The organism is Solibacillus sp. FSL K6-1523 (genome assembly GCF_038005225.1).
Taxonomy (GTDB): Bacteria; Bacillota; Bacilli; order Bacillales_A; family Planococcaceae; genus Solibacillus.
In genome coordinates, this window is the sequence record NZ_JBBOSU010000001.1 from 2,638,446 (window position 1) to 2,652,207 (window position 13,762).

General features: G+C 35.6%; 14 protein-coding genes. 8 read left to right on the plus strand and 6 right to left on the minus strand.

The window, feature by feature from the left end:
* Positions 1 to 348 precede the first annotated feature (348 nt).
* The 3 genes from MHI10_RS12650 to MHI10_RS12660 form a co-directional block, all read right to left on the minus strand.
* The gene (locus MHI10_RS12650; RefSeq protein ID WP_340785866.1) at positions 349 to 1,269 is read right to left on the minus strand and encodes a serine/threonine-protein kinase; all 921 of its coding nucleotides are present in this window, start codon (positions 1,267 to 1,269) and stop codon (positions 349 to 351) included.
* 596 nt (positions 1,270 to 1,865) lie between these two features.
* Complete coding sequence (locus MHI10_RS12655; RefSeq protein WP_340785868.1) at positions 1,866 to 2,807, minus strand: hypothetical protein; 942 nt, start codon at positions 2,805 to 2,807, stop codon at positions 1,866 to 1,868.
* Positions 2,804 to 3,361, minus strand: coding sequence for an RNA polymerase sigma factor (locus MHI10_RS12660; protein WP_340785869.1), 558 nt, complete (start codon positions 3,359 to 3,361; stop codon positions 2,804 to 2,806). The genes MHI10_RS12655 and MHI10_RS12660 overlap by 4 nt, the downstream gene beginning before the upstream one ends.
* Before the next feature lie 248 nt (positions 3,362 to 3,609).
* Between MHI10_RS12660 and MHI10_RS12665 the strand changes: the two genes are divergently transcribed.
* Together MHI10_RS12665 and MHI10_RS12670 are read left to right on the plus strand one after the other, a co-directional pair.
* Positions 3,610 to 3,876: a multidrug ABC transporter ATPase gene (locus MHI10_RS12665; RefSeq protein WP_340785870.1), complete on the plus strand. Its 267-nt coding sequence runs from the start codon at positions 3,610 to 3,612 to the stop codon at positions 3,874 to 3,876.
* 308 nt (positions 3,877 to 4,184) lie between these two features.
* Positions 4,185 to 6,791, plus strand: a complete 2,607-nt coding sequence (locus MHI10_RS12670; protein WP_340785871.1) for a cation-translocating P-type ATPase — start codon at positions 4,185 to 4,187, stop codon at positions 6,789 to 6,791.
* 79 nt (positions 6,792 to 6,870) lie between these two features.
* Here MHI10_RS12670 and MHI10_RS12675 read toward each other — a convergent pair whose 3' ends face one another.
* The 3 genes from MHI10_RS12675 to MHI10_RS12685 all read right to left on the minus strand — a co-directional run bounded on the left by MHI10_RS12675 (position 6,871) and on the right by MHI10_RS12685 (position 10,341).
* Positions 6,871 to 7,443: a manganese efflux pump MntP gene (locus tag MHI10_RS12675; protein ID WP_340785872.1), complete on the minus strand. Its 573-nt coding sequence runs from the start codon at positions 7,441 to 7,443 to the stop codon at positions 6,871 to 6,873.
* A gap of 91 nt (positions 7,444 to 7,534) precedes the next feature.
* Positions 7,535 to 8,569: a redoxin family protein gene (locus tag MHI10_RS12680; protein ID WP_340785873.1), complete on the minus strand. Its 1,035-nt coding sequence runs from the start codon at positions 8,567 to 8,569 to the stop codon at positions 7,535 to 7,537.
* Between the two features lie 80 nt (positions 8,570 to 8,649).
* A complete protein-coding gene (locus MHI10_RS12685) occupies positions 8,650 to 10,341 on the minus strand; it encodes an FAD-dependent oxidoreductase (protein ID WP_340785874.1) in 1,692 nt (563 codons plus the stop codon).
* A 256-nt stretch (positions 10,342 to 10,597) separates the two neighbouring features.
* Between MHI10_RS12685 and MHI10_RS12690 the strand changes: the two genes are divergently transcribed.
* The 6 genes from MHI10_RS12690 (at position 10,598) to MHI10_RS12715 (ending at position 13,460) form a co-directional block, all read left to right on the plus strand.
* Positions 10,598 to 11,239 carry a DUF3885 domain-containing protein gene (locus MHI10_RS12690; protein WP_340785875.1) on the plus strand — a complete coding sequence of 214 codons (642 nt, stop codon included), beginning with the start codon at positions 10,598 to 10,600 and terminating at the stop codon, positions 11,237 to 11,239.
* Positions 11,240 to 11,290: 51 nt separating this feature from the next.
* Positions 11,291 to 11,455, plus strand: coding sequence for a hypothetical protein (locus MHI10_RS12695; protein WP_340785877.1), 165 nt, complete (start codon positions 11,291 to 11,293; stop codon positions 11,453 to 11,455).
* A gap of 1 nt (position 11,456) precedes the next feature.
* Positions 11,457 to 12,065: a cysteine peptidase family C39 domain-containing protein gene (locus tag MHI10_RS12700; protein WP_340785878.1), complete on the plus strand. Its 609-nt coding sequence runs from the start codon at positions 11,457 to 11,459 to the stop codon at positions 12,063 to 12,065.
* Positions 12,066 to 12,253: 188 nt separating this feature from the next.
* Positions 12,254 to 12,640 carry a DUF5071 domain-containing protein gene (locus MHI10_RS12705; RefSeq protein WP_340785880.1) on the plus strand — a complete coding sequence of 129 codons (387 nt, stop codon included), beginning with the start codon at positions 12,254 to 12,256 and terminating at the stop codon, positions 12,638 to 12,640.
* Positions 12,641 to 12,784: 144 nt separating this feature from the next.
* The gene (locus MHI10_RS12710; RefSeq protein ID WP_340785881.1) at positions 12,785 to 13,018 is read left to right on the plus strand and encodes a DUF6366 family protein; all 234 of its coding nucleotides are present in this window, start codon (positions 12,785 to 12,787) and stop codon (positions 13,016 to 13,018) included.
* 25 nt (positions 13,019 to 13,043) lie between these two features.
* Positions 13,044 to 13,460: a GNAT family N-acetyltransferase gene (locus MHI10_RS12715; RefSeq protein ID WP_340785882.1), complete on the plus strand. Its 417-nt coding sequence runs from the start codon at positions 13,044 to 13,046 to the stop codon at positions 13,458 to 13,460.
* Positions 13,461 to 13,762: the final 302 nt, after the last annotated feature.

Sequence of the window (13,762 nt, forward strand, 5' to 3'; positions counted from 1 at the left end):
TAGGAACCTAATTAAGCAACTAGCCTCAACATTAAATATCATCATTTTAATAGTTAATATGAATGGGTTTCGTATGATGTCCATACATTCCACAAATATTTTATTACTCACTACAAATTCATTTAATACTTATGTTGGAAGTAGCGTTTCTATTAGTTTCACAAATTTTACATTATGTGTCATACGAATAAATTATATAACAACATAAATAATTGTCAATATTTTCATTTAAATGCATAATAAGGAAAAATACCCAATTATTATTGCATAAAAAAATAACTACTTTGTTTTTTAAAATTCATCTAAGTAAAAATATGCATACTTTTAATTTTACAATACTAAAAAAGTCTATTTATTATCCTCTGCAAAACAATATTTTATTTTAGTGATTATATTTTCTAACAAAATGGACAACATTATAAATTTAAGTGAAAAGCACCTTTTTTTTGAATTTATTGCTAGGCACCATTTGATTGTAGTAGACATAACAAAACTTACATTTCCGTTAAATTCTTTTACATTTTTCAGTGAATCTTCTATTAATCTTTGTGGTGCATCGATTGGTGTAACATTAGTTAGAGAATAGTAAATTGTTGCAGCAAGACTATAAATATCGGTAACTCCCCCTTGCTTTGATGAGTTAGAGTATTGCTCTAGAGGCGAATATCCAGGTGTAATAAAAATATTATGTTTTAAGTGAGATTTATTAAGTATTGCAGAACCAAAATCGAGTAATTTAAGGCTTCCTTTAGAATCAACTAATATGTTACTAGGCTTTATATCACGATGAATGATCCCCTTTTTATGCAAGTAGTTCAGTGCGTCAATTAAAGGTAGAAAAATACTCTTATATAACTGATCCCTTTCAGACAATTTATAATCCTTCATATATGTATCCAATGAAAATCCTTCATAATATTCTGTAACAATATAAATCGAATCATTTTCTTCAAAATGATCAATATATTTCACTATATTTCTATGAACTATTTGTTGCAGAATACGTGCCTCTTGAAGGAAATTTTCTTTCAGTTCCTTAAACTTACTTTTTGTAGAAGGTAAACGATTAACAACTGTAATATTATCTAAATCACGTAAAACTATTTCACTCGGATAAAATTCCTTTATTACAAGTTTTTCTCTTGTGTGAATATTTTCCGCCTTATAAACGATAGATACCTTACTAGTTGATATATTTCCGGTTATTTTATATGTATTTTTTAGTTCAAAATTTATCGGTAACTTCGTCTCTTCCTTACAAAGAATCATTTATTTCATCCCTTCATATCCATCCCAATAAGCTTACATTCGTTTATATTACAATTTATGTATTTATATACACTTTTTATTCTGGCATAATTTTCTTGAAGTTAACAGTGTATAAATGAACTATTCAAATTAGTACCAATTAACCAAATTATTAGGTGTTTTATGATATAACGATCCAATTAGCACAGGACAATAACTCCATGAGCGTTGAATTAAATCGAGCCTTAAATATTATCTTCTATTTGCAGGGTAATAAAAAAGCCGATTTACACTAAGATTTTTAGTATAAATCGACTTTTAATTTATTTAAATTATAAAATGTAAATAATTGTTTACACCCAATGTAAATATCATTTAAACATTGTTTCTTGACAATCACTTGTGCAACATAGGTAAGTCCACTATGAAGGTCTACTCCATTTCTTTCTGCCTCACCGACATAAAAATGCTTTATATGAAATGATTTTATCTAATCCACGGAACTGATCCACCTTTGGAAAATGACCGAAAACAAGCATCGCGCCATCGTATGCATTTTCAATTTGTTCTATCCGTTACATTTCGATTTCTATCCAACACTTTCCGATTTTTATCCGTCACTTTGTCAGTTCTTTCACCTCCATCACCTTCTCCTTGAATTTATAGTTGACTATCACATTTTCAATAATCTCCGTATCATTATAGGCAAGACTTCCCTCAAATTCTAAACGATTATCGTCCTTCCACTTGAAGTCATTTACATAGCTATAATTTTCATGATCGCTACGAATCCATGTGTCATATGCTTTTTGTGCACCATATTTGACTCTTGCTGATTCTACTAATTCTGGCCCCCACTTACCTTCTTCAATATTCATCACTTCAACAAATTCACTTTTGTTCGAGTTTGTAATGATAGCAACTAACTTCCGATCAGGTGAAGGAATAATTTCTTTAATATACATCGATGGATTTGAGAAACTAACGTATTGTTCTAGCTTATTATTTTGTATTCGCCAAAGGACATTTTGACTACCATAATCCGAATAATTATTAAACAATGTAAAGAGAATGCTTCCATCCGCTAAATGATAGACATAATGGCTTTCAAATTTTTGTGATAAAATATCGACTGCAAAAGTAGCAGCATCAGCAATTTTTGCATTATCACTTTGCATAAATGATTTGATTTCTGTTAGTGCTTTTTCTCTCATCTTTGGATCATTAAAACTTTCGACCAACCGATTGATCGCAATATAGACATATTCATCATTGTTACTTTTTAAAGCGTTTAAAAATTTCTCCACATCATATTTTGTCGTCGGCATTAGCTCCATGTCTTCTGCTGTTAAATAGCGGAGATAAAGCTCAGCATTTTGACTTTTATAGTAGGCTGCTGCAAGTGTTGCGGTCGAAACGGAGCTGAAAATCATCAAACAGATTGCAACAGCTACCCATTTCACTGGAATACGCATCTTCTCTTTCCCTCCTCGCCCAGCTGCTTCAATTAATTCTTCATCAATTAATCCGATTTCTTTGTACAGCTCTTCTTTTTTCATAAATGAATCCCCTCCTTTTCTAAGTAAAATTTAAGCTTCTTCCTCGTCCTGAATAACATCGATTTTACTTTGCTGTTACTCATATGAAACTGCTCACAAATATCTCCAATTGAAGCTGAGTACCAGTATCTTTTAATAAATACGTTCCTTGATTGTACATCCAGCGTGTATAAAAATTGATTGAGGACATTCGCTATTTCACCTGCTTCGAATGCAGATTCTACTATATCATTGCCTGCGATACATTCTTCCAACTCTGCTAGAATCACTTCAAACTCTTTATTCCTCTTTTTCGCAGTATTATAACCGTGCTTATCGAGCGCAATATTACGGGCAATTCTCCCTAAAAACACCGAGAATTTCCGCGGAATTTGCGGAGGTATCGTATTCCATGCAGCTAAATATGTATCATTTTCACATTCTTCAATATCCAAATCATTTGACAGGATATTCCTTGTAATCGCTCGACAATATGCCCCGTACTTTTCTTTCGTTTCCAAAACAGCTTGCTGCGACCGCTGTAAGTATAATTTGATTATGTTATCATCTTCCATTTCACTTCCTCCTTTTATCCCGCATAAACGGGCGATTTGTTAAACTGGCAATACGTTGAAGTGGTAAAAACGATATTTATAGTTTCACATTATTTGGCTCTTACCTATATAGTAGAAAATCTACGGAATTGGTTGCACTATTAGACAAAATTTTCTTTTAAATAATTTGGATTGAAAACTCACCCCAAAATTCATAATTACTAATGAAATCCATATGATAATACATCTATAATTTGGAGGTCATTGCTATGCAAAATAATAACCGGAAGAAAAATAGTGAGGCCACGCAGGGAAATAACCCAGCGATTCAAGCCGCAACGGTCGAAGTGATCGCAGGTTTATTTGCTACGCTAGCGGAAGGCCTCTCTACCGTTGCATCTGTACTCGCCGTACAAGAAGTTCAACAACTCGCCGAGGAAAATGAAAAAAGTAGTGCCGATATACAAGAAATCCAAATGCAGCTTGTATTATTAACAAAAGAAGTGAAAAAAATTTCTAAGGCTTTAAATATTTGAATTGAAAAAAGCAACAATATCTCTGAGTGAGATTGTTGCTTTTTCACGATTCTATTTTAACAAATTTATTCATTTTTTCAGATTCCAAACTTTAAAATATTTATTCACAAAAAGTATACCATCTAATCCACTAACAATTCAAAATCTACCATTTTTCATAACAATTCTAGGAATAGTATTGTCCTAGTTTGAGTATTATGAGAGAGAAATAGATAAAAGAGTTAATGGAGAAGGCTTAACTTCCATTGCTATTTTTCAAAAAGTTTTACATGTATCCACACAATATCTCACACTGAAAGGGGAATCGAATGGTCACATATCATAAACAAACAGCTGAAGAAGTCATGAAGAAATTGAACGTGTCCAATCAAGGTTTGTATAATTATGACGTTCTCAAAAGACAAGAAACACATGGTTATAATCAATTAACCGAGGGAAAAAAGACAAGCACACTGGCCGTTTTTTTAGGACAGTTTAAAGACTTACTCGTCATCATTTTAATCGTTGCTGCTGTCATTTCATTTCTATTAGGCGAAGTCGAAAGTACAGTTGTTATACTTGTCGTGATTATTTTAAATGCCATCTTAGGCACGGTGCAGCATGTGAAGGCCGAGCAGTCTTTGGACAACCTCAAAGCGCTCACCTCCTCCGTTGCCAAAGTCATGCGAAATAAACAAATTATCGAAATTCCATCTAAAGAAATCGTCGTTGGTGATTTGCTTTATTTAGATGCTGGGGATTACATCAATGCTGATGGGCGATTATTAACGAGCTATAATTTGCACGTCAATGAAAGTTCGCTGACAGGTGAATCATTAGCCGTCGCGAAAAATATCGATCCAATTAGGAAAGACCGTGTCACAACTGGGGATAAAAAAAATATGGTGTTCACAGGCGGTTTCGTAACGAATGGGCGCGGTATTGTCATTGTGACAGCGATTGGCATGGATACGGAAATCGGCAAAATCGCCAATTTGATGGATACAGCGAAGGAAAAGAAAACCCCTCTTCAAGTAAGTCTCGATCAGTTTGGAGAAAAATTAGCTTTAGGCATTACGCTCATCTGTTTAGGGATCTTCCTCATTGACCTATTTCGAGGACGCGCATTAGGCGATTCATTTATGTTTGCCGTATCACTTGCTGTGGCAGCTATTCCAGAAGCTTTAAGTTCAATTGTGACGATTGTGTTAGCATTTGGTACGCAAAAGATGGCGAAGGAAAATGCCATTATCCGTAAGCTTTATGCCGTAGAAAGTTTAGGTAGTGTGTCAGTCATTTGTTCCGACAAAACAGGCACACTGACGGAAAATAAAATGATTGCGCTTCAAGTATACGTTGATCAAAAAGTCGTTCCATTTGATCAACTACATACTGAAAATACGATGGAAAGAAACCTACTGTTAAAAGCCGTTTTATGTAATGATGCGTTGGAAAGAGATGAAAAAGAAATTGGCGATCCGACTGAAATTGCCCTTGTGAAATTAGGCAAACACTATGGTTACGATGAATTACGGATCAGAAATCGCTACCCAAGAATCGCCGAAATCCCATTTAATTCGGACCGAAAATTGATGAGTACTGTCAATCATTTTGAACAGAAAAATATCCTCATTACAAAAGGTGCTTTAGATGTTCTACTCAATCGAATCGTGAAAATCGACACGTCAAACGGAACAATTCCAATGACGAATGAACAACGTCAAAAAATTGAAGCAATCAATCGTGGCTTTTCTATGAATGGGCTACGCGTGCTAGCGATTGCTTACAAAGAAATAAGAGGCAATCAAATAATCGATGAAAAAATCGAACAGGATTTAACGTTTGTTGGATTAATAGCGATGATGGACCCGCCGCGAAAAGAAACGAAAGAAGCGATTGAAAGCTGTATCGATGCTGGGATCAAGCCTGTCATGATTACAGGTGACCATAAATTAACCGCAACTGCAATTGCAAAAGAAATCGGGCTATTAAATGACCCTTCAGAAGCGATTGAAGGACATGATATTGAAGGCTTAACCGATGAACAGCTTCAAGAGAAAGTTGAAAATATTTCTGTCTATGCACGCGTCACACCCGAGCAAAAAATCCGTATTGTGAAAGCTTGGCAAGAAAAAGGTAATGTCGTGGCGATGACGGGTGATGGTGTCAATGATGGTCCTGCCTTAAAGCAAGCGAATATCGGGGTGGCCATGGGAATGACAGGTACGGAAGTAGCCAAAGATGCGTCCGCTATGATTTTAACTGATGATAATTTTTCAACGATTGTCAAAGCGATTTCAAACGGTCGAAGTCTTTATACGAATATTAAAAATGCGATTTTATTCTTATTATCTGGGAATGCGGGTGCGATTTTTGTTGTGCTATATGCAACAATTTTTGGTTTAGCTGTGCCCTTTGCTCCGGTTCATTTGCTATTTATTAACCTACTTACGGATAGTTTGCCTGCCATTGCGATCGGTTTAGAGCCACATAATAAAAATGCGATGAAGGACAAGCCGCGAAATATTCACACACCATTATTAAATAAATCATTTACAACACAGGTCATTCTCGAAGGTTTATTAATTGCCATTGCGACAATTATTGCTTTCCAGGTAGGTTTAGCAACGGGTGATACAATAACAGCAAGCACAATGGCCTTTGCAACGCTCTGTTTGTCACGACTTGTCCACGGCTTCAACTCACGGTCGAAAGAATCGATTTTCACAATCGGTCTGTTTTCGAATTTGTATACGTGGGTTGCATTTTTACTCGGTGTTTTAAGTTTACATGTCGTGTTATTTGTACCAGCACTTACAGGTGTATTTGAAGTAGCTACATTAAATTCAGCCCAATTAAGTCTTATTTACTTCTTGTCTGTCATGCCATTTATTGTAAATCAGTGGTATAAGGTGTTGTTTGTTCGGAGTAAATAATCACAAACTAAATTAAACACCATTTTGAGCAAGGACTGTTCAAAATGGTGTATTCTATTCATTCTTCATTCCGATAGTATTACCGCGCGAATACCTCAAAAATACCGATAATTATGAGCAACCACCCTGAAATAGCAGTCGAGTATCTTCCAATAAATGTTTTCGAAATAAGTGCCCCAAAATGACTTCCCAATCCAATCGTTACAATGGAGAAAAAACCGATTGAAAGTACTGTCCAAACGGCAGAAATTTCATTCGCACCAATACCAATGCCCACCGCTAAGCAGTTGATTGATAATATGAATCCGAGAAGAATCGATTCACTTAAAGAGATGACATTATTTTCATCCAGGTCAACTAGCTGAGGATTGTGCAAAATTTCCTTATGACCAAATTTTTGAGATATCAATGTCCATAAACCAATAATACATAGCAACAAACTTCCTAAAAGATTGGCAATATGTACGGACATATACGCGCCGATCGTGCCACCAATCCATACCGCAATATACGTGACGAACATGGAAGAAATCGCAATGCTGACGTTTGATAAGAATGGAATTTTCGTTTGCTTCACACCATAAGCTAAACCAATTCCTAAATTGTCTAAATTTGCTGCGATTCCTATTACAATAATGGTTATCCAGTGCATGACGAACCCTCCTCGAAATCATTGAACTCCTTTCATCTTATGGCGAAAAAAAAAATAAGTGCCAGGGCTGATGTACAATCCTGGCACTAATTTATTGCGTATAGCGTTTAACAAGCTGATTTAATGTCGCCTCACTTAATGGTCCGACAATCCGATGCAGCTCCTTACCTTCTGCATTTAAAAGAACCGTTGTCGGAATCGTTAGGACACCAAACCCCTTCCCTGCTCGGTCTTCATCATCCACTAAAATTGGATACGTAACGTTATATTGCGCTAAGAAATTTTGTAACGCTTGTACCCCATCATCGCGCGCTGCTAAATTGACACCCACAAGCTCCACATTTTCTAGGAGATTGTCCTGAAATGCTTGTAAATGTGGCATTTCTGCCTTACACGGTGGACACCACGTGGCAAAAAAATTGACAATCGTTAATTGTTTTTGTGGATTGTGCAATGTTCGACTGTCCCCTACCGTTGACGTTAGCTCGATTGCCTCCATTGTAGTGATTGCCCCTGTTTTTTGCTGTGGCGAATACAAAGCCATCCCCATTAAAAGCGCAATGACCGCAATCGCGAAAGTTTGTTGCAATTGCTTCGTGCGACTAAGTGCCACCAGTGAGATAAGGAACACAATAAATATCGCTGGCCAAACAGTTTGAAGCGGGTACTGTATAAATATGAGTAAGCTCACAAGAAACGTGGCAATACGGCTATTTTTGAATAGGACAACAAGTGCTATGATAGACAAAATAACGATTAGCCAGTTTTGCTGCAACAAACCAAAAATAATGTGGTAACTTGCAATGAAAATGAGAAACCCTTGCCATAAGTCGTCTAATTGAAGAGACTGTCGTTTTCGAATGAGCTGAAGAACCGTAACGAAAATAGCTAAATAATGCCCGTTCATTCCCCCATCAAAGTAAAGGATCGACAAAGGTGCAGTGATGAACGCATCAAAATAAAAAATAACATAGCTTAACTTCCAAATGATGATGTATAAAAAGAGGTACGCATCCAATTGCACATCCTTATTCTTTTTCGTCATCCATTCTGAAATAAAAATAGCGACCAAAAATGCAAGCCAACTATATGGTACATTGATGGAGCCGATTGATAAGTAATCCATAGGTGTCCTTTCTTCAATCCGAATAGTATTGAATTTTGTTGTAAAAAAGGGCAAGCTATTATTCGCTTGCCCTTTTCATTTTATTTAAAATTATATGTTGAAACAATTGGCTCTCTATTCAGCACTTGATCATTATACGCCTCATATAAGGAAATACCGAGGAATGAACCTGAAATATTATACACATTTTCATAGCCACTATTTTCTAACGCCATCACCGCATTATAACTGCGTTGTGCAGAGCGGCAATGTACGTATACGGGTACATCTTTTGGAATTTCGTGCATACGCTCACGGAACTCACTTAACGGAATATTTAGTGCACCTTTTAAATGACCGTTCGCAAATTCATTCACTTCACGCACGTCAACAATAACCGCGCCACTTTCCACTAATGAACGTACTTCACTCACACGTACTTGCTTGAAGCGGCCATGCATAATATTCGTCGCGACTAATGCCGCCATATTGACAACGTCTTTTGCCGTACTAAACATTGGCGAATACGACAGTTCAAGCTCTTTTAAATCTTCAATCGTACCATTCATCGTAATAAGCGTCGCCATCACGTCAATACGCTTGTCAGCATTTCCTTTACCAATCGCTTGAGCCCCTAAAATGCGACCTGTTGGCACTTCAAAAATCAATTTAAAATGAAGTGGATTACTCGAAGGCATTAATCCTACTTTATCCGGTGCAATAACATACACCGCCTCTATGTTAAATCCTGCTTGCTTTGCTACACGCTCTGTTAAGCCAGTAGCTGCGGCATTATAATCAAATACTTGGATACTAGATGAACCAATTACTCCCTTATTCACAACTGGCATGCCATAAATATGATCGGCTACAGCACGTGCTTGACGTTGCGCAGGTCCTGCTAATGCTAAACGTGTCGGCTTATTCAGTAGACGGTGATACACTTCAATCGCATCCCCTACTGCGTAAATCGAGCGATCATTCGTTTGATAATTTTGATTCACTTTAATGGCACCTGTTTCGCCGATTTCGAGCCCTGCTTCCGAAGCAAGTGACGTTTCAGGACGCACCCCAATCGCTAATACGACGATATCCGCTTGAACTTCTTTGCCTGAGTTTAATGTAACAGCTGTTTCCGAAATTTTCGCTAAACCATCATTAACAATCAGCTCTACACCTTTGTCCACCATTTCTTTGTGTAAAATTTGCACCATATCGTCATCAAATGGCGTTAAAATTTGTGGGGCAAACTCTACAAGAGATACGCCACGACCAGCAAGCTTCAAGTTTTCAGCTACTTCCACACCGATAAATCCGCCACCAATAACCGCGATATTTTTCGCATCTTTTGCTACGATTGCTTGCTGTAAACGCTCAATGTCTACAACATTACGCACCGTAAATACATGCGGCAATTGAACATCTTCTAAATTCGGTACAATCGGGCTTGCTCCTGGTGATAAAATTAATTGGTCATAGCTTTCCTCATATGTTTCACCTGTATCGCTATTTTTTACCGTTACTGTTTTTTCGGTACGGTTGATTTTTACAACTTCGCTATTTACATGCGCGTCAATATTATATTTTGATTCAAATGATTGTGGATTCATTAATAATAAACGATTACTATTTTCGACAATGCCACTTAAATGATAAGGCAATGAACAGTTTGAAAACGACACATGTGGTCCTTTTTCAAACATCACAATTTGCGCCTCTTCATCTAAACGACGAATACGTGCTGCTGCAGATGCACCGCCTGCTACCCCACCAACGACTACGATTTTTTTCATCTTGAATACCTCCATTTATGTGATTTACTATTCATTTACTACCCTCAGTTTATACCCCGCAAGGTATATTGTCAATATTGGGTTGATCTTTAATTTAAGGCACTTTGATGGTAATTATTATTATGGAGTATTTCCCCCAAAAATAAATTTTATTTCAACTTTACTTTTTAGCTATTTTTATCGATAGCATTAATGCACTTGAAATTTATGTTAAAATAGTAACGTAATTGGAACTTTTAAGAAAAGAGGTACATCTATGCTTATAAATGACTATATTAATGAAAATTTCCCAAACTTTAACCTTAGACCACCCGTGTTTTATAACTGGGATACTGGCATACGTTTCGAATTAGGCGTCGGATGGGATAGAAAACACCATTATGAAAACAGTCCCTATGTACAAGGAGTTAATAAAAGGGCTGTTACATTATTTGAAGCATTACATTTACAAAACGAGGAAATTTTTGTTGTAGTAGATGTGCATGATTTTGGCGATGGAAAACCCTACGAGCACAAAAAGAGGATTATGTCTCCCTATGTTTATGAAAAATCAATCTTATATAAATTGAAACATGCAGAAATGCCTTATATTTTCCTAGAAGATGATGAAGACGAAAAATATAAAACACATCGATTTAGTCTCAAATGTAAACCGTCTGATATTAACTATCGTTCATTGTTAAAGGCAGTATGTAATAAAGATTTAGGATTCCAACCAAGCACTTTTCATAGAGTATACTTTTTAAATATCAAAAAGAAAACCATTTTTCACGTGTACGATGATCGTGGCTGTGATTTGCTTGCTACCTGCCCTGAAGCTATACGGGACATTTATAATACATACAATGATTGGATATTAGATTACGACAGAGATGGAATTGATAAAGTGTTTAAATGATTGCAATAGTAGCAACTTTTATACGTTTATATGCAATAGGAGGGACAGTAGATGGATAACGAATATTTCGTAGGCTGGGGTACATTAGCCTTAATAAATGCAGCACTTGCACAAGGGAAAAATAGAACAGGCTTAAACTGGTTTTTACTTTCCCTTGTATTAGGGCCATTAGCAACACTAATTTTATTATTTGTTGAAAAAAGGCAGGAAAATTAGCATGTTTATCGTTAGAACAATTGTTTTATGGGTTGTGATATCAGCAATTATTAATGCCTATTTAATGACAATCCCTATACCTGTTTTACGGAAAAGAAATTATCCGACTAACTACCTTATTCAAAAAAATAACCGAATCGATTTTCAAACGAATTTGGAGTGTGCAGCATTTTCAACAGCGTATGTGTTGCGCCATTTTGGAATGGAGGCAACGGGTGAAGCGTTATATACAAATTTCCCTAGTAAAACGAAGGCAGGCAATGTATATCCAAAAGGAATCCGTACAGTTTTAAGGGAAAAGGGATTTAAAACAAACTATTTTAAAGGAAATATTGATACATTAAAGTATGAAGTGAGTAAAGGTAATCCCGTAATTGTTTTTGTTAAGACTCAGAAAGATCGTAATCATTTGCATTTTGTCCCTGTTGTAGGCTATGACATGGACTATATTTATCTTTCAGAGTCGTTGAAGCATTTGGTGAATTACGGAGATGATCACGGAAGCTATAATCGCAAAGTTCCGATTAATGAATTTAAGAAGTTATGGGATATAAAGCAAACTTATATGCTTTTTTATAGCAATACTTACATAACCGTAGACGCCAAATAAAGCGAATATTTTTGATATTTCTAGACTTAGTTACTGGTTACTTTTATACCCTGCTATATGGTTTAGCGTTTTATTATATATAGATATAAAAAGGAAAAATAGAAATGATAATGTGTAAACGCCTCCAAACCTCGCCTTGGGAAGATTATACTTCGACCAAAGTAAGGAAATAAGAAAGAGAGATGTATATGGATAACTTTAAAGAACTTTTGCCAAGAAATAAATTTGATAATGACCGAGTAGAAATGATAAAAAAAATGGATAGAGATAAAATATTACCTTTACTACCTAACCTCCTTGAATGGATTCAAGATATGAATTGGCCAGTAGCAACAAGCGTATTAGAACTACTTTTAACTTTTCCAGAAGAAATTATACCACATGTGCAAGATGTTTTATCTTCTGATGATGATAACTGGAAGTGGTTCATTTTACACTATTTAGTTATAGAATTGCCTATAGAATCGAGAGTTCAGTTTAGAGAGTATTTAACAAGAGTATCCGAAACACCTACACATAATGAACTCGCAGAAGAACTTGATGAAATAGCAAAAGAAATTTTGGAAACAATTTAAATAAATCCCTCATATTCAACGAACGAAGTGCTTTAGTGCAATAAATTTTCCAAAAGTCGTTCTCAAACGAGGGTTGGGGACGTTTTAAAGGAATCTATCAGCAACTTCTAGAAATAGTAATATATCAACTTAGGAGGTGTTTAGATGTCTACAAGAAAAGAAACGCCAGAACAGGAAAGAGAGCGTTTATACCGAGAAGAACAAAAAAACAATCCTTCTGGGAATTTCAATGATAACCTTAATCGTACACAATCTGGTATGCCTAATACTACTGGAATGAGTACCAAAGAAATCGGAGTATTAATTTTAGTTGTTCTTGTAATTTTTATTGTTTATAGCATTTTAAAATCTTCCCGAACACCGCTTGGGGAGCTTTAACATTTATAAAAATAGGAGGTACGAAATGTTTGTATTAGAGCGTTCATTTAAAAATAAAGATTTAGCACAATTAAAGTCTGTTTATCGTTCAGTCGGTTGGAACAAGCATAATGAAGCAATTATTAAGAAAGTGTTTGAAAATAGCACACATTATGTATTTGCGATAGAAAATGACACTGTTATTGGATTTGCTAGAGCTATTGGTGATGGAGTTTTTAATGCAGCTGTTTATGATGTGATTATCCATGCTGATTATCAGGGAATGGGGGTTGCTCGTAAATTAATTGAAGATTTATTAGAACAATTAAAAGAACATTCCTGCATTCATCTTATTTCTACTACGGGCAACGAATCATTTTATAAGAAGTTAGGTTTTAAAGATTTGAAAACTGGTATGGCTATATATACAAATCCTACTCTTGCCAAGGAATATTTACGATAAATTACATAAAGATACATTTAATTATTAAAAAACGTTCCCAAATACAAGTTTGGGGATACGCCATCAAGCCATGAATGTTGTTAAATCAGCGTTCATGGCTTTTCTTTACCACCCTTATTTATACATCTTTTTATACAAATGACACAAAACGTTGATATAGTTGTATTTCTACTTTGCATAAAATCATGTATGTTTCTCCATGATTTTCAACCACTAAATCCCTTCCCCTCAAAGTTTCACAAAAAAAAGCAGAAACGCTGTTCAACCAACGTTTCTGCCCTCCCCAGTAATCTATTCAGCTA